The 19,981-nt window shown below is 39.2% G+C and carries 21 protein-coding genes; 17 read left to right on the forward strand and 4 right to left on the reverse strand.

Annotation, left to right across the window (positions count from 1 at the left end; translation table 11 throughout):
• The first annotated feature begins 325 nt into the window (after positions 1-325).
• From ACWF5P_RS25865 to ACWF5P_RS25890, 6 genes are all read left to right on the forward strand, one after another.
• Positions 326-1,528 carry a macrolide family glycosyltransferase gene (locus ACWF5P_RS25865; protein WP_452445484.1) on the forward strand — a complete coding sequence of 401 codons (1,203 nt, stop codon included), beginning with the start codon at positions 326-328 and terminating at the stop codon, positions 1,526-1,528.
• Positions 1,529-1,877: 349 nt separating this feature from the next.
• A complete protein-coding gene (locus tag ACWF5P_RS25870; RefSeq protein ID WP_452445485.1) occupies positions 1,878-2,513 on the forward strand; it encodes a Type 1 glutamine amidotransferase-like domain-containing protein in 636 nt (211 codons plus the stop codon).
• 80 nt (positions 2,514-2,593) lie between these two features.
• The gene (locus ACWF5P_RS25875; protein WP_452445486.1) at positions 2,594-2,905 is read left to right on the forward strand and encodes a hypothetical protein; all 312 of its coding nucleotides are present in this window, start codon (positions 2,594-2,596) and stop codon (positions 2,903-2,905) included.
• 38 nt (positions 2,906-2,943) lie between these two features.
• Positions 2,944-3,441: an SRPBCC family protein gene (locus ACWF5P_RS25880; protein WP_452445487.1), complete on the forward strand. Its 498-nt coding sequence runs from the start codon at positions 2,944-2,946 to the stop codon at positions 3,439-3,441.
• Positions 3,442-4,204: 763 nt separating this feature from the next.
• Entirely contained in the window at positions 4,205-5,104 is a 900-nt protein-coding gene (locus tag ACWF5P_RS25885) for a DMT family transporter (protein WP_452445488.1), read from the forward strand.
• 26 nt (positions 5,105-5,130) lie between these two features.
• Positions 5,131-5,550 (forward strand): VOC family protein, encoded by a 420-nt coding sequence (locus tag ACWF5P_RS25890; protein WP_452445489.1) that lies wholly within the window; start codon positions 5,131-5,133, stop codon positions 5,548-5,550.
• A 50-nt stretch (positions 5,551-5,600) separates the two neighbouring features.
• On the opposite strand, the gene ACWF5P_RS25895 is transcribed toward ACWF5P_RS25890, so the two are convergent.
• Positions 5,601-6,467 (reverse strand): SDR family oxidoreductase, encoded by an 867-nt coding sequence (locus ACWF5P_RS25895; RefSeq protein WP_452445490.1) that lies wholly within the window; start codon positions 6,465-6,467, stop codon positions 5,601-5,603.
• Positions 6,468-6,644: 177 nt separating this feature from the next.
• Here ACWF5P_RS25895 and ACWF5P_RS25900 point away from each other — a divergent pair, with 177 nt between their 5' ends.
• From ACWF5P_RS25900 to ACWF5P_RS25920, 5 genes are all read left to right on the forward strand, one after another.
• Positions 6,645-7,079, forward strand: a complete 435-nt coding sequence (locus ACWF5P_RS25900; RefSeq protein ID WP_427575475.1) for a GNAT family N-acetyltransferase — start codon at positions 6,645-6,647, stop codon at positions 7,077-7,079.
• Between the two features lie 771 nt (positions 7,080-7,850).
• Complete coding sequence (locus ACWF5P_RS25905; RefSeq protein ID WP_101225759.1) at positions 7,851-8,114, forward strand: hypothetical protein; 264 nt, start codon at positions 7,851-7,853, stop codon at positions 8,112-8,114.
• 49 nt (positions 8,115-8,163) lie between these two features.
• Complete coding sequence (locus tag ACWF5P_RS25910; protein WP_452445491.1) at positions 8,164-8,355, forward strand: hypothetical protein; 192 nt, start codon at positions 8,164-8,166, stop codon at positions 8,353-8,355.
• Between the two features lie 207 nt (positions 8,356-8,562).
• Complete coding sequence (locus ACWF5P_RS25915; RefSeq protein ID WP_452445492.1) at positions 8,563-9,567, forward strand: phosphotransferase enzyme family protein; 1,005 nt, start codon at positions 8,563-8,565, stop codon at positions 9,565-9,567.
• Between the two features lie 11 nt (positions 9,568-9,578).
• Entirely contained in the window at positions 9,579-10,112 is a 534-nt protein-coding gene (locus ACWF5P_RS25920) for an N-acetyltransferase family protein (RefSeq protein ID WP_452445493.1), read from the forward strand.
• A gap of 92 nt (positions 10,113-10,204) precedes the next feature.
• Here ACWF5P_RS25920 and ACWF5P_RS25925 read toward each other — a convergent pair whose 3' ends face one another.
• Positions 10,205-11,002: a peptidoglycan-binding protein gene (locus ACWF5P_RS25925; protein ID WP_101225763.1), complete on the reverse strand. Its 798-nt coding sequence runs from the start codon at positions 11,000-11,002 to the stop codon at positions 10,205-10,207.
• A 293-nt stretch (positions 11,003-11,295) separates the two neighbouring features.
• On the opposite strand from ACWF5P_RS25925, the gene ACWF5P_RS25930 reads away from it, so the two are divergent.
• The 5 genes from ACWF5P_RS25930 (at position 11,296) to ACWF5P_RS25950 (ending at position 15,060) form a co-directional block, all read left to right on the forward strand.
• Complete coding sequence (locus tag ACWF5P_RS25930) at positions 11,296-11,946, forward strand: HAD-IA family hydrolase (protein ID WP_434169610.1); 651 nt, start codon at positions 11,296-11,298, stop codon at positions 11,944-11,946.
• Positions 11,947-12,059: 113 nt separating this feature from the next.
• Complete coding sequence (locus ACWF5P_RS25935) at positions 12,060-12,554, forward strand: GNAT family N-acetyltransferase (protein ID WP_434168618.1); 495 nt, start codon at positions 12,060-12,062, stop codon at positions 12,552-12,554.
• A gap of 49 nt (positions 12,555-12,603) precedes the next feature.
• On the forward strand, positions 12,604-12,837 hold the full coding sequence (locus tag ACWF5P_RS25940; RefSeq protein ID WP_101225766.1) for a hypothetical protein: 234 nt from the start codon (positions 12,604-12,606) through the stop codon (positions 12,835-12,837).
• Positions 12,838-13,174: 337 nt separating this feature from the next.
• Positions 13,175-14,107 carry an ATP-binding cassette domain-containing protein gene (locus ACWF5P_RS25945; RefSeq protein WP_434168619.1) on the forward strand — a complete coding sequence of 311 codons (933 nt, stop codon included), beginning with the start codon at positions 13,175-13,177 and terminating at the stop codon, positions 14,105-14,107.
• Positions 14,107-15,060, forward strand: coding sequence for an ABC transporter permease (locus ACWF5P_RS25950; protein ID WP_452445494.1), 954 nt, complete (start codon positions 14,107-14,109; stop codon positions 15,058-15,060). Before ACWF5P_RS25945 ends, ACWF5P_RS25950 begins: the two co-directional genes overlap by 1 nt.
• A gap of 306 nt (positions 15,061-15,366) precedes the next feature.
• Here ACWF5P_RS25950 and ACWF5P_RS25955 read toward each other — a convergent pair whose 3' ends face one another.
• Entirely contained in the window at positions 15,367-16,980 is a 1,614-nt protein-coding gene (locus ACWF5P_RS25955) for a family 43 glycosylhydrolase (RefSeq protein ID WP_434168621.1), read from the reverse strand.
• A 237-nt stretch (positions 16,981-17,217) separates the two neighbouring features.
• Positions 17,218-18,411: an ROK family protein gene (locus ACWF5P_RS25960; protein WP_434168622.1), complete on the reverse strand. Its 1,194-nt coding sequence runs from the start codon at positions 18,409-18,411 to the stop codon at positions 17,218-17,220.
• A gap of 165 nt (positions 18,412-18,576) precedes the next feature.
• Here ACWF5P_RS25960 and ACWF5P_RS25965 point away from each other — a divergent pair, with 165 nt between their 5' ends.
• A complete protein-coding gene (locus ACWF5P_RS25965) occupies positions 18,577-19,875 on the forward strand; it encodes an extracellular solute-binding protein (RefSeq protein ID WP_370016414.1) in 1,299 nt (432 codons plus the stop codon).
• The last annotated feature ends 106 nt before the right edge of the window (positions 19,876-19,981 follow it).

Raw genomic sequence — 19,981 nt, forward strand, 5'->3', positions numbered from 1 at the left:
GCAATAATATTAATTCGTAATTTAATATTATTGATTATTTGTTATTCATTCAAGAATTATATTTACCATAATGGTTGAAATTGTAGACATTCTTCTTGGGCGAAATCCCCAGTTACATAATGAGCACGATTACTTAGTCTTTGAACACCTAGTCTTTATTAGGAATACCTTTTTCAGTTAAACTCCTCTGAGGTCCACCCAAAACAAGGGTGATTAGGAGTTTGAGATTTTCAAGTATTGTACTATGATAAATTTAAATTATTTGAGTTCGGAAGGGTATGGTACAGTGACCCTACTCTTACAGAATTATCTAAGGAGTGGTAAAATGGCACGTGTTTTATTTATTAATGGTGGATCAGAAGGACATATCAATCCAACTATTGGAGTTGTGCAAGAGCTTATTTCACGAGGAGAAGAGGTAGTGTACTTTACGATAGAAGCTTTTCGAGAACGAATTGAGAAGACGGGAGCTACTGTACGAACAATTGACGGTGAAAAATTTATAGAAGCTTTTCTCTCAGGGGGAAGAAATTATTTACTCGAAAGAATCAACGGTCTTTTACATACGGTAGATATCGTCATACCTAGCGTGCTTGAACAGATCAAAGGAGAGCATTTTGATTACATCATCCATGATTCCATGTTTGGCTGTGGACGTATGCTTGCCCAAATCCTTAAGCTTCCCGCAATCAATTCTTGTACTTCTTTTGCACAGACAAAAGCATCATTCGATAAAATGCTGGAACAGCTTTCTAAAGAAATTCCTCCAGAAATAGGTAAAACTATACACGATGAATTTCAAAGATTGACGGTAAGGGTGAAGGAAAAATATGAAGTGGAGATCCATTCTGCTTACGAAGTTTTTTGTAATCCTGCACCACTTTCAATCGTCTATACAACTAGGGAGTTTCAGCCTTTTAAAGAAGCATTCGACCAAACTTACAAATTTGTAGGTCCATCCATCTCTTCACGATTAAAGCAGGATAACTTTGACCTTGCTGATATCAAAGGAAAAAATCCCCTTTACATTTCTCTTGGGACAGTTTTTAACCGGTCTCTTGATTTTTATAAGCTTTGTTTTGAAGCATTTGGAAATAGTAATCACACGGTTGTTATGTCGGTCGGTCAACAAACCCTGCTAATTGAATTAGGAGAAATCCCCAAAAACTTCATTGTGAAAAAATATGTTCCACAAACGGAAGTGCTAAAATACACTAAATTATTTATCACACATGGTGGAATGAATAGTACCAATGAGGGGCTCTACTACGGGGTTCCGCTAATTGTCATCCCGCAAAGCGCGGATCAGCCGATGATTGCAGGGCAAGTTGCCAATATCGGAGCCGGTATTACATTACAAATGCAAAGCTTGACTGCAAAACAACTGCGTAAGGCCGCAGATCATGTGTTAAACGACCCAACTTTCCATAAAACTGTTTCAAGTTTAAAAGAATCCTTTCAAAAATCGGGTGGGTATCACCAAGCTGTTGATGAGATTTTTGAATTTATAGGTCAATACGATATTTAAAATAAATTATCGGTGGCATTTTCTTGGTGGCAATTCTTTTTTTATTGTAAATGAAGGAATTCTGCTATTTATATGGTTATCCTTAGAATAATGGATATGGTATATTTTTTGAATCTCAGGATGCTGGCTATATGCTTAATATTAAGGATGATTAAAAATTTCGAGTAGACAGAAACGACAGTGTCGTATATTTGAGAAAATAGGCAAGGGTTTAAATGAGGGTGCTGCGGCACCCTTTTATTATGGAGCTACGGGGCAATTTAGCTGAAGAGCGGTGACATATAAAGGTATTGACCTATTTACATAGAATATTTTAAGAGAATAGCACGTGAAAAATTGGGGGACATATATGGACATTTGTTTTATTGGTGGCGGAAATCACACGGATAATGAATTAGGTGAAGTGTTCCTGGAACTTTCAAAAATGATTAAACGTGATGCTAAGATTTTAATTATCCCTTTTGCAACCGACAATTCCAGGTATGAAAGTTGGATGGCAAGTATAAAACAAGCCTTTTCAATCATGGAGAATGTAAGTATTGAATTATTAAACGAAGACCTTTCAGACAAAGAAATGAAAAAGTCTATAAAAGAACATGATATTCTTTACTTTATTGGTGGAAAGCCAGAAAGGTTAATCCATGTTATAGAAGAAAAAGGACTTGTCCCAATTATCAAAGACTTTCAAGGTTTAATCATCGGATATAGTGCGGGTTCATTAGCCTTCTGTAATGATTGCATAATAACAAAAGATAAAGACTACCCAGTAACGGTAGTGATCAAGGGCTTAGGATTAGTTGGGTTTAGCGTTGAGGTCCATTACGAGGATAATATAGATGGAGAATTAATTCCCCTTTCAAATGAACGAAGGATATATGCTATACCAAATGGAAGTGCGATTTTCTCCAAGAACGGGGAACTATTTAAAGTTGCAAATGATATCTATTCCTTTCAAAATATGAAAAAGGAAATAGTGAATTCCTAAGTCTTAAAGAACCAACAAGCTCTTTACCTCAATTGGAGCAAGGGCGCAGGAAGCTAAAGGATAGAGAAAAGGAGACTGCAATGAAAATAAATTTAATGATCTTCATTACATCAATAAAAGAAAATGAAAATGGTATATCAATGATGAAAACATTTGAATCTGATATTCTTCCTGTTAAAGGGGATATAATGGATGATCCAGGATTCGATTCAGGATTTCATAATGGATATGAAGTTGTAAAGGTTTCGATTAATTATGCCTCAAATGAATGTTTTGTTTCGCTGCACCCGCTTGCGATTGAGATTAAGGAAATCAGGATGGAAACCTATATAGAGAAACTGGAAGCAAACGGTTGGCGTGCTGTCTCAAAAGAGGAATTGAAAAGTATGTAAAAAGGTAAACCCATAAAATTGACGTAAGGAGCATGTAAATGGAAAAATACTCAACAACCACTTTAAAAATGATAAGAAATTTTGATGTAGTGCCTGAAATGGTTTTTGATGCATGGTTGACCCCTGAGATGATGAGAAAATGGTTTTTTACATTGGAAGGGACAAATAAGGTGGCACAAAATGATTCTCAAGTGGGAGGTACTTGGGAAATTATTGATCATCGCGATGGAAAAGATTATCGGGCGATAGGGGAGTACCTTGAAATGGACCCTCCCAATAAATTAGTGTTCACTTTTAAAATGCCGCAATTCAGTGAATCAGTAGATACAATTACAGTTGAACTGAAAAAACTTAAAAAGGGCTGTGAAATGACATTTTTACAAAAAATCATCGTTCCTCATGAAGAAAATTGGACAGAATCCGATATCGAAAAAGCTCTTGGAGAGTATCACGATGGATCTGAACATGGCTGGAACTTAATGTTTATGGGACTGAAGGAACTGGTTGAAACTGGACAAGTTAGCTATAAAGGTTAATAGTCGTTGGCCACAGTTATTAGACAAAAGGGAATCGGAATCGCATCCCGAACCCTGAAGGTTGGAATGGATTGAAGAAATTTGCGACATCCTGCCGAAAAACTGGCTAGCCGAGACCCCACAGACGTTTGCGCCGAGGAGGCTTGGCAGACAGTCGGCGGTAAGGAAGCGGATTTCCTGAAAGCAGCTGATGTTTTCTTGAAGAAACTATAGGCTGATCTCACACCGAATTATGTATAAGACTAGGTCCTTTAAGTTTTTTTCCTGTACTCCTTATTGGATGGAAGAAATTTGCGACACTCCTGCCGAAAAACTGGCTAGCCGAGACCCCACAGGCGCTTGTGCCGAGGAGGCTTGGCAGACAGTCGGCGGAAAGGGAGCGGATTTCTGAAATCACTGGAACGTCTTCTTGAAAAAAACTGTAGGCTGATCTCACACCGAATTATGTATAAGACTAGGTCCTTTAAGTTTTTTCCTGTACTCCTTATTGGATTTTTGAAATCAGATGGAACGTTTGCGAAACTCAATTACCGAGTTTGTGCTAATAGTCGTTTGCCAATGAAAAGCTCTCCAAATTAACTGGAGGGCTTTTCGAAATGTATTTTTATATATTGACAATCCCCTTTGAATTGGTAATATTTACTTTATTATTACATATGTGATTTTTAATAGAAGGCGGTTTAATTATGGATGGGAAAAACAGTTACGACGAGTTTCATAAACTGATAGAAAGTGGGCAATATCGCAAATTGGTCATGTTATTATGACTAACTTTATGTACATATTTTGTTTATTAGTATGGGGACTTAATTTTATCGCCGTTAAGATTCAAGGTACACCTGTGAGTTTAGAATTATCTTTAACATACCGTTTAGGTTTGACGGCCATCCTATTTTTCATTTTATTGTGCATGCTTAGACCTAAAGGAAAACCCAAGAAAAAGGATGTTCCATTCATTATTGTGTTTGGAATTTTTAATTTTGCTTTAAGCTATTTATGCCTTTATTACGCCACTATCTTAAGTTCAGCAGCAATGGTTACGTTAATATTTTCATTGAAAGTCATTTTAACGCCCATTGCCCTTCGTGTTTTTTTGAAGGAACCATTGCATTCACGTATCTTAATTGGCGGGATAATTGGTGTGCTGGCTGTTTGTATTGTTATTTATCCGAGTTTACATGATATTCATGGATTCAATGATATAAAGGGCATCATGATGGCTGTTCTTGGTACCATCCTCACTGCATTGGGCGATGCAAGCTCAGCTAGAAATGCCAGGAAGAAAGTGAACCCAATCTATGCCAATGTACTTGGATTTGCAGCAGGAGGAATTCTTTTGGCGGCCATTGTGTTCATCCAAGGACAAGCAGTCACTATACCGACATCCATTACATATTTATCTGCTTTGTTCTATTTAACTATATTCGCTTCCTTTGGAGCTTGGCTATTCTACCTCAAGCTTGTAGAAAAGATAGGCGGGGCGAAAAGTGGATACATGGTTGCCCTTTTTCCGGCAATTGGAGGTATAGCTTCAGTGATGATTGGTGAATCAAATCCAACCATTTTCTTGGGAGCTGGCTGTCTTTTCAGTTGTTTAGGTGCGGCGATTGCATTAGGTTTTGGCATGAATATTGGTAAAAGTAATTTGAAAGAAGAAATTTAATTCGATTTTCAGAGAGGGATGGGACAATGGAAAGTAAATGGCCAACTGAAATGAAAGTAGCGCAGATCCGGGTTGCACGTCCTACTGATCAACTAAAAAAGGTTATACACTTCTATTGTGAAGGATTAGGTTTGAAAAAAATCTGTTCTTTTGAAGGGCACGAGGGATATGACGGTATCATGATCGGTCTTCCTGATTCCAGCTATCATCTGGAGTTTACTCAACATAAGGATGGCAGTCCTAGTCCTGCCCCATCAAAAGATAATCTGCTTGTCTTTTATATTCCTGAACGTAAAACCATTGAGGAAATCACGAATAGGTTGAAAGGTATGGGCTATGAACCGGTTTCTCCGGAAAATCCATATTGGGAAAAATCAGGTGTTACTATAGAAGATCCGGATGGTTGGAGAATTGTATTGATGAATTCGCCCGGCATAGGAAATTAAATTTCACAAAGAACGACCGAAAAGCACCATGCTTTTCGGTCGTTTTGGGTTTATGAGGACATCGTGATCCCGCCGTTGATGTGAATGCACTGTCCTGTTATATAAGCACCTTCATCAGATGCCAGCAGCACATAGGCACCTGCATGATCTGCCGGCTGCCCGGGGCGGCCAAGCGGTGCCTCGGTACCGAATTCGGCTACGGATTGTTCGTCGAACGTCGCCGGGATGAGCGGAGTCCAAATCGGTCCTGGTGCAACCATATTGACGCGGATCCCTTTTTTAGCCACATTCTGTGCAAGGCTGCGTGTGAATCCGACGATTGCCCCTTTTGTCGCTGTATAATCCATCAAAGTTGCATGTCCTCTGTACGGGTTGATCGATGTTGTGTTGATGACCGAGTTGCCTTGCTTCATATGAGGAACCGCGTGCTTGCTCATGTAAAATACTGAATAAATATTGGTGCGGAACGTTTTGTCCCATTGTTCGTCCGTGATATCCTTAATGTTTTCCGTCGGGAATTGCACCGCTGCATTATTGACGAGGATGTCCAGCTTTCCGAACTCGTCCAGCGTCTTCGTAATCAATTCCTTACAATTCGCCTCCACGGAAACGTCACTTGGAAGCAAGAGGCAGCGAACGCCTTCCGCTTCAATCAGCTGCTTCGTTTCTTCGGCATCACCGTGCTCATCAAAATAGTTCACGACCACATGGGCGCCTTCCTTTGCATAAGCAATGGCAACCGCACGTCCGATGCCGCTATCTCCGCCCGTAATCAAGGCAACGCGGTCTTTTAGCTTACCGCTTCCTATGTAATCCTTTGGCTGAATCGGAAGTGGATTCATCTCAGATTCAATGCCAGGCTGTCTGTCCTGTGTTTGTCCGGGCTGTCCGTTCTTTTGCTGTTCATAAATATTCAAAGAAAATCTCCTCCTCTTAAACTATTGATCTAGTCATACTTTAGCCGTTAAAAAGTACGGTTAAACATCGACATTCCCACCGATTCCATCTGCAAACGATTACAAAAATATAGTGAAGAAGGACTTACGGTGTTCAAAGTTGAATTACATTTAAATAAAAATTTCAGGGGTGTTAATATGAATTCGACAGGAACAATACAAGAATTGACCAAAAAAGAACAATGGTTAGAAGCCTTTCCAATCATGAATCAGTTGCGTACTGACTTAACTCAAAAAACATATCTGGAGTTACTTGAAGAAATGAGGAAGGACGGATACTGTTTGTTTGCTTTATATAAAGATAACCAGGTTGTATCCTTGGCTGGTTTAAGCTGGAGAGTGAACTTTTATAATAAACGTCACGTGTTTATTTATGACCTTGTAACAGATTCTGCACACCGCTCATTTGGATATGGAGAGAAGTTATTAAGTTATATACATAACTGGGCAAAAGAAAACGGAGCTGCATATGTGGCATTGGAATCTGGGATCCAACGAAACGAAGCCCACCGTTTCTATGAAGAGAAATTAGATTATGATAAATGGTGCTACTCATTTAGAAAAACGCTGTGAGTAAGAAAAGCGACGTAAAAGAGCTGAGTATTCAGCTTTTTTTGTGCCATTTTATGGAGTAAATGGAGTGAATGTAGACACGTTGTCCACTATGTGTATTGGATTATTAACATTTTAAGTAAGAAGAGATCAATTTAAGATAAATTCACGAGTAAACACGTGAAATTCACGAGTAAATTGCCAAAACTCCCGACGATTCACAAGTAAAAGTTCGAAATTCAAGAGTAAATCGCTGAAACTCACAAGAATAAGCCCCAAACTCACCGCAAATGCTCCAATACCCACGAAATTTAACAACTTATAGAAATTGGCACTTTTATTGCAAGTATAATAACGAATCCAATTCCTTTGAAAAAATATATTGAACTACTCATCTTACTAAAGAGAATATCCTTCTGCTGCAGAGTTTGAACAAAAGTCCTTATTTTGATGTTTACGTCAGGATGAAAAGTGAGGAGTTCGAAGAAGTGTTGGAAATGCTAGTTTGTTTTTTTGTTTTATAACGGGAGTCGTGTTTCTATATTTTGGTTTGTTTCAATACAATTGGCTGTATAAGGGTGTAAAGGAGATTGAAGAAGACAATGATTTTCCTTTCATAAGCAGTTATTGGTTCTGGCGGTTTTTGTTCATCGGAATCAGTTTATTCATCATTTTTACGACTGTAAATTCATTCTTTCGCTGAAAAACCCAAATTTTTGTAATGATTTATTTAGCCTTGGACATACTTAATTAAGATATCAAAATGTAACATTTAATTAAGGAGGAAACCAAATGGCTAACGAAAATATACAAATGAAAATGGAACATATTTGGCAGGATACCTGTGGTTCTTGGGAAAATTGTACGGAAACCACAATTCAGTCATTCTTGGCAAAATCCGAAGAAGGCAATATAGATCCGCAGTATTGCATGAGCTGGGTGGAACAACATAAAGCACAAATACCTGAGTGGGATGCCGTTTCAAAAGTGTCGCTCGACTGGGTTAATCAACATACGTCAACGGGTTCACCCATTTCAATCAAGGAAGATTATTAAAAGGCTTATGAATGGTTCGAACTCCACTATATTTAAGAGGTGAAGATAGTTGTCAAATAATGAGGAAAACGGTAAAGCAAATCGTCGGGATCCAGATTACAGAGTTAATGCTTGGGATGAAATGAATGGTGAAGATAAGTTTGTACAATCAGCCATCCAAGAGGAATTCAATAATCCAGTAATTGAAGAAACGATTTTGAAGTTCAATAAAATAGCGAATGAAGAAGAAAAGGAAACTTGATTTTTGGACGCGCCCTATAGGGCGTTTTTTTTTTTGAAAAAAGGAAGAAGGAGCTGCTAATAACTTATTATTCAAAAGCTTTATCTTTTAGATTTATAAAAAACAATAATATACAAATAAAGGGAAAAGGCATCTTGGTATCGTATAAAGCATAGTATAAATCGTTTTTAATAATAAGTTAGCAATATCATTATGGGAGTGAAGATCATGGAAGCTGCTGTAGAACGGATTTTTTCTAATGAATTGGTGAAATTGGCTGGAGATTTTTTTCAAGTGAATGCGGGGAATCCGGTTAAACTTGGAGATGCAGAGAACTACGTATTTGAGGTTTACAGGGATGGAACGCCATACATTTTAAGAATGACACATCAATCACATCGTCCAAAAGCTCAAGTGCTTGCTGAGTTAAAGTGGATTGAGCATTTACAGAATAATGGTATTGAAATTCCTAAGGTTCTCTTTTCGAAAGATAATAACTTAGTTGAAATTGTAAAGGGCTCGGATGGTTCAGAATTTTATTGTTGCCTGTTTGAAAAAGCTCCTGGTGTAAGAATGAAAGTCACCGATGAAAATTTCAATGAACCTTTATTTTTTGAATGGGGAAGAACCATTGGCCAAATGCATAAACAAACTAAAAGTTATAAGCCAGAAGCGGAATATAAAAGGCTGGATTGGCATGAAGAAGAATTATTGAATGCTCAGCTCTTTCAATCCGATGTACCGGAGCAATTGATGCGCCAACAAGAATTAGTCACGAAGAAGTTAAATGCCCTTCCGGTTCATCAAGATAATTTTGGATTGATTCATTCTGATATACATAACGGCAATTTCCATTTTCATGAGGGGAAGATTCATGTTTTTGACTTTGATGACTGTTCTTATCATTGGTTTGCCAGTGATTTGGCCATACCTCTGTACTATCTGATGTGGAGCTTGGAACGTGAAGGGACAAAAGGGCTCGATGAATATGCTGCCAAGTTCATGAGGGAATTCATAAAAGGCTATGAGACGGAAAATATTCTTGCGCCTATAGAATATGAAACGATTCCTCTATTTTTAAAGCTAAGGGATTTAACGTTATATAATTTTTTCCATAAAAAGTACGATTTGAAGAATGCGGATAGTCCATTATACAAAACCGTTCAAAAAATCGAACAAAGAATCATCGAAAGCCGTCCTATTGTTCACTTCGATCCGAACATGGTTCATTAAGGGGGATTGGAATGTCAGATATAAAAAATAATGGGCTTGCATATAGAATTCGGACTGGTGTATTGGAAGATGCGGAAGCGGTTTTGGATGTGCAAAATTCCGTTATTTCCGAAGGCGAGTATTTTATTGCCGTATCGGAGGAGTTCAATAAAACATATGAACAGCAACGAGATTGGATACGAAGGTTATTGGAAAATGAACGGGAAACCATCATCGTGGCCGAAATGAATGATAAAGTGGTTGGATGGATAGCCTTTCAATCGGAGAATAGGAAGAGAATGTCCCACAAGGGCTCATTTGGGGTGATGATCAGAAAAAATTTCAGAGGGATGGGATTGGGAAAGGAGCTTATTGAAGCGTTATTGGATTGGGCAGAAGCCAATCCGTTGATTGAGAAGGTGAGTTTAGGAGTTTTTTCCACAAATCATCGGGCAATATCATTGTATAAAAGGCTGGGGTTTGTTGAAGAAGGCCGTAAAATAAAAGAATTCAAGATGAGCGAAAGTGAATACGTTGATGATATTATCATGTACAAAATGGTTTGATCAGACCGAAAGAGCATGAATGGATTCATTACATGCTCTTCCGGTTTGGTTATGTATCTATTTTTATAGTAAAACGATATTTATGTCATGCATTATTTAATTACTCTTACCTTCACTTGCTTTCTTCCCCACGTTAAAGCATCCGCTTCCTTCGCGATGAAGACATCGATTCTGTTTCCTTTTATCGCACCGCCCGTGTCTGCAGCGATAGCTTGTCCGTAGCCTTCGACTTCAACGATGGAGCCTAGCGGAATCACGTTCGGATCGACTGCTATCAGTTTGGCATCATCATATTTTTCTAAATCGACACCCATTCTTGTAGTGCCTGAGCATCCCTCGCAGCTTGCTGTATATGCTGTACTTGTAACCGTCAGTTCTTTAACGGCTGAGCTTGCCGAACTGGCTCTTTCTTCTAATTTACTGATGGTCCGTGCACCGGCTATACCGTCAGCGGATAAGCCCTTTTGCTTTTGAAAGTTGATAACGGCTTGCTTTGTACCTGAACCATAAATGCCATCGACCGTTGATGAGTAAACATCCCAGGCTTTCAATAGCCTTTGCAGTTCAGCTACAGGCCTTCCCATATCCCCGCTTTTCAGTACCTGTATTTTCTGATTCGTTTGTGTTCCTGCTATTCCATCGACTTTCAGCCCTGATTTTTCCTGGAACTTCTTTACGGATTCCTTTGTAATCGGTCCGTAGTAACCTGTTGCTTCATGATAGGGAAAAACCCCTTTTGTCAGTAATAATTCTTGTAATTGTTTTACATCACTATTACTCATCCCAAATGAAAGTGTGCGATCCAAAGCAGCGGCTTCGCCTTTTGTTGGCATGCAAACTCCTAGAATGAATACAGAAGCCGTTAGGATCGTTAATAAAATTTTCTTCATGTTTATCCTCCTCGTTGTTTCCTGCAATTAAACCATTCGTTAAACTATCACTCTTTTAGGCGCAGTTAAGGAAAAACACCGCGAAGGCACTAAGTAATTGTTAAAACATGTAACATATAAAAAAGAAATGAGGCGGACATCGGGTTACCATATCCTTAGTGATTAACTAATTATGGAAAAAATCACCTTCATATGGAAACGGACCGGAACCGTTTGGTTGAACAGGGGCATTCATTCATGTACGTTTAAGTTAATAGAAGTTCTATTTTAAGGTTAAAGGAGGAAATCATTTGATTAAGGCAGTTATTTTCGACTTTGATGGTTTAATTTTAGATACGGAAACGGCTTGGTATGAGGCTTATAAAGAAACGATGGCTTTTTATGAATCTGATTTGCCCCTCGAACATTTTGTTACATGTATCGGAACGGATAATACTGAGCTTAATCAGTACTTTAAAGATCAGTTGGGGGAAAGGTGTAATATTGAAGAAATTGAATCCAGAGCAAAAAGCCTCCATGAAGTAAAGATGAAAACATCACAGGCACGTGAAGGTGTGAAGGATTATTTAGAAGAAGCAAAAAGAAATGGATATAAAATCGCCCTCGCTTCAAGCTCGACAAAAGAGTGGGTCACTCATCATTTGGCGGAACTCGGACTGTTACACTATTTTGAAGTTATTATCACAGGGGATGAAGTCGAGAAAGTAAAACCAGCGCCTGATTTGTATGTAAAGGCAATTGATGTTCTGGCCATTCAGCCGGCAGAAGCCGTAGCATTTGAAGATTCGTTAAATGGGCTTCAAGCGGCCCTGACTGCAGGTTTAAAATGTGTGATCGTTCCTAATCCCGTGACGGAAGCTTTAGCTTTTGAAAATCATCATTTACGCCTCCGTTCCATGATGGATAAGAGCTTGTCTGACGTCATAAAACATATTGAGCAATAAGCGTTCGAAGGAAAGTATAGTATGATAAAGGGATGAAACCGAGCCGAAGATGGCAGAGTCTTCGGTTTTTCTGGTTTTAATGAAAGTTATATTTTGGTGGGGAGGGTGAGTTTATGGGATTGCATATCAATGACAAAGGAGTCCGGCTGCGGGAGGTCAATGAGAGTGATCTTCCAATCTTTTTCGAGCAGCAATTGGATCCTGCCGCAAACTATATGGCTGCCTTCACATCTAAAGATCCATCAGACAAGGCGGTTTTTTTGACACACTGGAAGAACATCTTATCGAACCGGGATATTCAAAAAATGACCATAATCCACAACGGATGTGTTGCGGGCAGTATTCTCAAGTTTGAACAGTTTGGTAACCCGGAAGTGAGTTATTGGATCGGGAAGCAATATTGGGGGAAAGGGATCGCTACAGGGGCACTGCTCCATTTTTTGCCGAAAATAAAAGTCCGCCCTCTTTATGCCCGCGCAGCCAAGGATAATCTTGGTTCCATCAGGGTGCTGGAGAAATGCGGATTTGAAAGATTTGATGAAGACAAAGGTTATTCCCATGCAAGAGGCAAAGAGGTTGAAGAATTCATTTTGAAACTTGAAAGTTAAGATAATAATAACAATATCGTTTAGCCTATGAGGAAACGGGTGACAGACAATGGGATATAAGATTTTTTCCATCATTTTTATTTTATGCGGTCTTTTTGTAATGTGGTTCGCCATTTTTGGCAAAAAGAAAGAGATTAAAGAGATCGGCATACCAACGAATTTCATCGATGTAGTTTTAATGATGATATATAAGCTTTTACCTTCCATTATTAGAAAAATCCTTCTTTTTGCATTGGGTCTGTCCATTTCTATCGGATTTACCTATATATTGATTAAGTTATGAAAAATTTTCCTTATTAGATTAAATAATCCTGAAACTTTATTCTTGCGGAATCGTATTAAATGGTAACGATATATAGGAGTTGTTGCTATTTCGAGGAAAAAAAGTGATGGCAGTGTTTAGGATAATTGGGGCGGGAAGTTGACGCAGACGGAAGGCTTGATGTTATTTCACAATAAGGTCAAGAACGGGAAACCATAAAATTCAAATCTATTGATTGCAGCTGATTCAAGGGGTGTTTATATCCAAATGGAAGAATATCAGTATAGTAATAATATGCATAATATGGTAATGTTGAATTTGTGTGATTTTGGAAATTTATAAAAAAGGAAGGTATTATATGTCTGAATCGGTTCTTAAGGTTCAATCCTTAACTAAAAAAATTGGAAAAGCAACCATCGTAGACAATGTTAGCTTTGAAATAAAAAGCAATGAAATATTCGGTTTGCTTGGTCCGAATGGAGCGGGTAAGACCACGATCATCCGTATGATCACAGGTCTCATCAATCGTACGGGCGGTACTGTCATGATCAATGGCAGTGACCTGGATAATGATTTCGAAGGTGCGATGAATCAATTGGGGGCCATTGTTGAAAACCCGGAGTTCTATAAGTACATGACAGGCAGAAAGAATATCCTGCATTATGCAAGAATGTCATCCAATGACATATCCACTGAGAGAATAGAAGAGGTCATTAAGCTTGTCAAACTGGATCATGCCATCGATAAGAAGGTTAAAACCTATTCATTAGGAATGCGCCAGCGCCTTGGAGTGGCACAGGCCATTTTACATAAACCGTCGTTATTGATTTTTGATGAACCGACGAATGGCTTGGATCCGCAAGGGATCCGCGAGTTTCGTGATTATTTGAAAGTACTGGCAAGTGAAGGCGTCGGGATATTGATTTCATCACATTTACTATCGGAAATGCAATTGATGTGTGATAGTTTTGCCGTTATCGAAAAGGGAAAACTGATCCATACGAAAGAACATATTGTTGATGAAAAAACCGAAACGATCAATGAAGTTCTATTCACTGTCAGTGATGGGAAGCTAGCTAAAAAAATCCTTCAAGAACAGTTTGCGGATATTACGATTCTAAAAAATGGTGCGAAGACAATCTCCGTATCGGCCACCCGAGAACAAACGGCCAATATAAACCGGAGTTTTAATGTAAATGAACTGGATGTCTTTGAAATTGGCATAACCAGAAAATCGCTGGAAGATAAATTCTTCGAAATCACTGAGCAGGAAATGAGGGAGTCTGTATGATGTCCTTAGTAAAAAATGAATGGATGAAAATCTTTTCAAAAGTATCAACTTATATATTCATCGCTTTTCTATTATTGGCAGCATTAGGGGCTGCGGTCATCGATTATAAACTAAGTCCTGACGAAACGAATAAAGATTGGAAGCAAGAGTTAAACGCAGATATCCAAGAACAGCAAAAGGCTTTGGAAGCTAAGGAAATCAGTGAAGATGAAAAAGCCGCCATCATGGAAGACATTAATTACAACAAGCAACTGTTGGCTGATAATATAAACCCTGACTTAAACACGAATTGGACCTATATGGCTGAATGGACTACATCATTAACATCATTTGTCACTTTATTCGTCGTTATAGTTTGCAGCTCACTCGTTTCTTCGGAATTTTCCGATGGCACCATTAAACAACTGTTGATCAGGCCTTATAAACGTTGGAAGATCCTACTTTCCAAATATATTACTTCCCTGTTATTTGCAGCGTTACTACTTGCGAGCCTGCTTATATTCAGTTATCTAATCGGAATCATATTCTTTGGCAATGGTTCGTATTCAGACAAAATCATGGATCCTGCATCTTTCGAATTCAGTCCGGTGGTAGTCGGCGAATATTTCGTAGACATGATCGTTTACTGGATACCAGGATTCCTAGTCATCACGACCATCGCTTTCATGTTAAGCACATTATTTAAAAACCAAGCACTTGCAGTAGGGATATCCATTTTCATCCTATTTGCATCTTCGACATTAAATATGGTCATTCAATCATTCATCGGAAAATACGAGTGGTTAAAATTCGTCTTATTCCCCCACCTTGATTTAAGGGGCTATATTTCCGGAACCATAGAAATGTTCGATGGAGCTACACTTGGATTCTCGATGGGTGTACTCGGCATCTATTATCTTATCTTTTTAGCGCTAACTTTCTTCTTCTTCCAGAAAAAAGATATCACTAATTAAATAGAGCGAAAAACCGAAATCAGTGGCTGATTTCGGTTTTTCTTATTGAGGCCATGAATATTGCCGAGAGTGAAATATAAATGGAAGATTTGTATGCATTGCTATTGCCACATATAAATTGTTTATTCTCTTGAGATCAGGGAGGGAAGAAGTGGTTATTCCCCATCCCAAGGACCTCTGGTATAACTCAGTCTGTAGTCTACGAAGAGACAGTCGTTCATTTAATCGAAAAAATCAGGGTTTTCACGTTTAAAGAATTACCAAGCTTGTCGGGTTCCTTGTCAGGCTCTTCCCCTAAAACCTTAGTCACTCATGCTTTTCTTTATAGATGAAGTAATCGAAGTCTGCGTGCTGACCTTGACCGGATGTATCCTGGCACTGCATGCCCACAAAGGCTCCAGTAAAGAATCCTCCTCCTTGAATATAATCATCAGAGAGCTTGTATGATTGGAATGTGATAGGAATCAGGGTCCAGGTTTCGCCATCGAATGAATAGGAGTATTCGTAAATCGCCGTTTTCACATCCACTCGCAGGTAAACATAGTTGACATCGTGCGGAATGACAATTTCCTTATTCTTAAGCGGCAGATCGAAAGAAAAGTTATCACAGGTCACGAACTCAAGGATTCTTCCCTTTTCCTCGTGCCAGGAAATCTGAAGGGATGTCCAATTTTGCGTATTATAGTAGTTTACTAACCCTGCTGATTGTTGGAAGGTATCCGGTCTGAAAGCTACTTTGGTTTCTGCAGTGAAGGTAAAGTGCTGCCAGCGTCTTGCGACAAAGGCTTGTGTGAATTTAGATGTTAGCGATTCTTTGCCATATATACGTAAATGTCCCGGGTTGTCATTTAGTGAAACGATATCCTCACCAAGTGGGATACGTAAGGTTTGGAAATGTTGATTCAATGTCTTGAAATTGAAATCATCCTTTTCCTCATATCCTTTTTCCCACTTTACTTCCTTGATGTCCGGGCCTTCAATTTCTTTGGACGGTTGATTGCCTCCAACCACATAAGGCCAGTCATTTTTCCATTCCAAGCGTTGGATGGCCGTTTCCCTTCCTAATGGGCAGAATCCTCTTGGATCCAATAGGGGTTGATTGTCCTGAGGTAATGGGCGGCCTGTTAAATGAACTAGAAACCATTCATTTGTATGTGTTTGAATGATGGATGCATGTCCAGATTTTTGCAGCGGATTTCTGGGATATGGCATGGAAGTGATCAATGGATTCTCAGGATGCACTTCATAGGGTCCCCGTAAATTTTCTGAACGGGCGATAGTGGCTTGATGATCATATTTTGTCCCGCCTTCTGCTGTTAACAGGTAGTAATGGCCATTCATTTTATATAAATGCGGGGCTTCCGTCAGTTTGATATCCGTTCCCTTGAAGATGATTTCGGCTTTTCCGATAAGTTTCTTTTGGTCAACACTATATTCCTGGAGCATGATTCCATAAAAATTATGATTGCCGACGCGATGATCCCAATACATGTTAACGAAATACTTCCTGCCATCATCATCATGGAATAGTGATGGATCAAAGCCTGAGCTGTTCATGTGAATGGGTTCTGACCACTCCCCATCGATGGTATCGCAAGTAACCAGGTAATTGTGACAATCCTTCCATTGACCTTCTGTAACCTTCACATCGGTATAGATAAGCCAGAATTTCCCGTCACTAAAAGATAAAGCGGGTGCCCATATCCCCCCGGAATCCGGGTTACCCATCATATTCAATTGACTCAGCCGATTCAGGGGTCTTGATGCCAATCGCCAATTCTTTAAATCCTTTGAATGGTAAATCCCTACACCGGGAAACCATTCAAACGTTGAAACAGCAATATAATAATCTTCCCCTGCGCGGCAAATGCATGGGTCGGGATTGAATCCAGTTAAAATGGGGTTTTGAATCGTTGTCATGGGAATCCACCTCGTATATTGATATTTTTTATGAATAATAGCAATGCAATGAATAACATAAGCAGAGCGGCAATCCAAAAGAGTGTATGCGCTTTCTTTTTCTTGCATGGTCCTTTTTTCAATAGGAAACCATCCCTTGGAGGGAGCTGTGATATCTGTGGAATATCTAAGATGGGCAAAATTCACTACGATTCCCTGCAGGACAGTTTCCTATTCAAATTTAAGGGTTTGTAATCTTTAGAGTATCGCCTCTATATTCGGAATATCATCCTTGAAAAAGTTTTCGACGGAAAATGCTGCTACCCCTAAAGCTGTTGAATGGGTCGATAGCTCTGAAAAATTTATTCGTAAATCTTTTTGGTGAAACCATTGTGTTTGATTGACCATTCGTTTGTTTAATGGATCAGTCAGCCATTGTTTCGCAGAAGCCATCCGATTGCCTATGATGACCTGCTGGGGATTGAAGATATTAATGATGTTATTGATGCCCACGCCTAAATAGTCACCGATATATTCAAATAAGTGAATGGTTTTCAAATCTCCATCTTCCGCAAGAGACAATAAACTTTCCAAGGAAAGCTCCTCGTCTGCAGGTGGGGCTATTCCTAAACGAATGGCTTGTTTCATTAAGGATTGTTCCGATGCATACAATTCCCAGCATCCTACATTTCCACATCTGCACTCCGCACCGTGTATATCGATCGTCATATGGCCCAATTCACCTGAAAGTCCATTATTTCCTCTGTAGAGCTGATCATTAAGAATGAGGCCGACGCCTATCCCGATTCCAACACTTACATAGACAATATTGTTGAAATCCTTGCCGGCACCAAATTTTTTCTCCCCATAAGCACCAGCATTCGCTTCGTTTTCAACGATGACAGGAAGACTGTATCTCGTTTGCATCAATGATTGTAAATCGATGTTTTTCCAACCGAGATTAGGTGCAAGCAAGATTTTTCCGTTTGTGCTGACCGTTCCTGGAACCCCAATTCCAATTCCTACGATACCGTATGGACTTTGCGGTGCAGAAGAGATGAGGTGATCGATGGTTTCGTACAATTTGATCTCAAGTTCTTCGAATGATAGCTCATTGAATTTCAAAGTTTTTTCGTGACAGATATTCCCATCGAGATCTGTTAGCACCCCCAGTAAATAATTGACGCCTAAATCGATACCAATGGAATATCCAGCTGCCTGATTAAAGAGCAGCATGACTGGCCTCCTGCCACCGCTTGATTCGCCTGGTCCAGATTCATAAATGAACTGTTCTTCCAGCAGTTCACTTACGAGGGAAGAAACAGTCCCTTTGTTCAAACCGGTGTGGGCGGCAATATCAGCTCTTGAAATGGGAGAACGATCCTTGATGGTTTGCAGAACTAATGATTTATTTCCTTCCTTGACTACATGTTGATTCCAAGTTTTATTCAATCGATTTTCACCTTCGTTTTTTTAGACTTTATTACATTGTAGCATTTTATAAAACGATTACAAACTTTGTTTGTCGACTAGACAAACGATGTGTTGTTTGATAATCTATTAATAAGCTCAAAAAACAGAATAATCAATATTTTAATATCTTGGGGAGGGTTAGGAATGGGTAAAAAGAAAGCGTTTACATTATTATTTGCCGTTATATCATCTATTTTATTAATCTCAGGTTGTTCAGGCTCGGGTACTGAAAAAGCAAGTTCTGATGACAAAAAAGTGGTTAAATTCATGCATTTATGGCCGGAAGGAAGTTCTAAAACGCATAATCAGATTGTAAAAGAGATCATCGGGGATTTTGAAAAGGAAAATCCTGATGTGAAAATCGACCTGGAGGTACTAAGTAATGAGCAATATAAAGATAAATTAAAAGTACTGTCCACTTCTGATGAATTACCGGATGTGGGGATGACCTGGGCAGCAGGGTTCTTGGAGCCTTATGTTAACGGCAAGAAGTTTGCCCCTCTGGATGATTTATTGGAAGGGGATCTTAAAGACCGTTTCGTATCAGGAACTGCAGAGGCTTACGCAATCGATGGTAAAACCTATGGTCTCCCTTTGGAATTGAATGTTGCGAATGTATTCTATAACAAAGCAATATTTGAAAAATATGGCCTTGAAGTGCCCAAAACGTATGAAGAGTTCGAACAGGTAGTGAAAACGCTATCCGACAAGGAAGTGGCACCCATCGCACTTGGAAATAAAGACCGTTGGACAGGTTCATTATGGTATATGTATTTGGCTGATCGCATGGGCGGTTCAGACGTATTGACAAATGCAATCAATAGATCTGGCTCTTTTGAAGACCCTGCATTGGTTTCGGCAGCGAAAAAAGTCCAGGACCTTGTGGATATGGATGCTTTCGTGAAAGGCTTTAACGGTTTATCCGATGAGGAAGCTAAAAGCATGTTCATGAACGAACAGGCAGCGATGTATTTGATCGCTACTTGGGACTTGCCCAATTACACGACAAATGAAGGGGTTCCCCAAGAATTCAGAGATTCTGTAGGCTATTTCAAATTTCCGACAGTCGACGGGAAAGGGGACATGAACAGTTTCGTTGGCGGACCTGGTGTTGGGTTATTCGTTGCAGAGGATTCGGAAGTAAAAGAAGAAGCGAAGGCATTTACATCATTCTTCGTAAAAGAATGGGGAGAAAAATCCGTGACTAAAGCAGGCGTGATTCCCGCAACTAAAGTGGATGCCGAGTCTTTGGATCTACCGCAAATGTATGTGGATGTGTTGAATGAATTGAATGCAGCAACGAATATCACATTATTTGCTGACGTTCAAATGAATTCAGATGTAGCGCAAGTCCACTTGGATATGATCCAGGCTTTGTTCGGTAAGGAAGTAACACCGAAAAAATTCGCAAAAGAACATGAAGAGGCCCTTTCGAAAGAATGAATGATTGATAGAAATTGATTTCACTTTATGTAATCTTAGTCAAAACATGAGGAGGGCATATCCTTGATGATGGATGGTCCTTTTCAACTTTTTATAACGATGGGGT

The sequence above is a fragment of the Peribacillus sp. NPDC055009 genome (assembly GCF_053608705.1).

What these genes read in the sequence shown, in the direction of transcription:
- ACWF5P_RS25865 (WP_452445484.1), top strand. Translation starts at nt 326, where the DNA reads ATGGCACGTGTTTTATTTATTAATGGTGGATCAGAAGGACATATCAAT.
- ACWF5P_RS25870 (WP_452445485.1), top strand. Translation starts at nt 1,878, where the DNA reads ATGGACATTTGTTTTATTGGTGGCGGAAATCACACGGATAATGAATTA.
- ACWF5P_RS25875 (WP_452445486.1), top strand. Translation starts at nt 2,594, where the DNA reads ATGAAAATAAATTTAATGATCTTCATTACATCAATAAAAGAAAATGAA.
- ACWF5P_RS25880 (WP_452445487.1), top strand. Translation starts at nt 2,944, where the DNA reads ATGGAAAAATACTCAACAACCACTTTAAAAATGATAAGAAATTTTGAT.
- ACWF5P_RS25885 (WP_452445488.1), top strand. Translation starts at nt 4,205, where the DNA reads ATGACTAACTTTATGTACATATTTTGTTTATTAGTATGGGGACTTAAT.
- ACWF5P_RS25890 (WP_452445489.1), top strand. Translation starts at nt 5,131, where the DNA reads ATGGAAAGTAAATGGCCAACTGAAATGAAAGTAGCGCAGATCCGGGTT.
- ACWF5P_RS25900 (WP_427575475.1), top strand. Translation starts at nt 6,645, where the DNA reads ATGAATTCGACAGGAACAATACAAGAATTGACCAAAAAAGAACAATGG.
- ACWF5P_RS25905 (WP_101225759.1), top strand. Translation starts at nt 7,851, where the DNA reads ATGGCTAACGAAAATATACAAATGAAAATGGAACATATTTGGCAGGAT.
- ACWF5P_RS25915 (WP_452445492.1), top strand. Translation starts at nt 8,563, where the DNA reads ATGGAAGCTGCTGTAGAACGGATTTTTTCTAATGAATTGGTGAAATTG.
- ACWF5P_RS25920 (WP_452445493.1), top strand. Translation starts at nt 9,579, where the DNA reads ATGTCAGATATAAAAAATAATGGGCTTGCATATAGAATTCGGACTGGT.
- ACWF5P_RS25925 (WP_101225763.1), bottom strand. Translation starts at nt 11,002, where the DNA reads ATGAAGAAAATTTTATTAACGATCCTAACGGCTTCTGTATTCATTCTA.
- ACWF5P_RS25935 (WP_434168618.1), top strand. Translation starts at nt 12,060, where the DNA reads ATGGGATTGCATATCAATGACAAAGGAGTCCGGCTGCGGGAGGTCAAT.
- ACWF5P_RS25940 (WP_101225766.1), top strand. Translation starts at nt 12,604, where the DNA reads ATGGGATATAAGATTTTTTCCATCATTTTTATTTTATGCGGTCTTTTT.
- ACWF5P_RS25945 (WP_434168619.1), top strand. Translation starts at nt 13,175, where the DNA reads ATGTCTGAATCGGTTCTTAAGGTTCAATCCTTAACTAAAAAAATTGGA.
- ACWF5P_RS25950 (WP_452445494.1), top strand. Translation starts at nt 14,107, where the DNA reads ATGTCCTTAGTAAAAAATGAATGGATGAAAATCTTTTCAAAAGTATCA.
- ACWF5P_RS25955 (WP_434168621.1), bottom strand. Translation starts at nt 16,980, where the DNA reads ATGACAACGATTCAAAACCCCATTTTAACTGGATTCAATCCCGACCCA.
- ACWF5P_RS25965 (WP_370016414.1), top strand. Translation starts at nt 18,577, where the DNA reads ATGGGTAAAAAGAAAGCGTTTACATTATTATTTGCCGTTATATCATCT.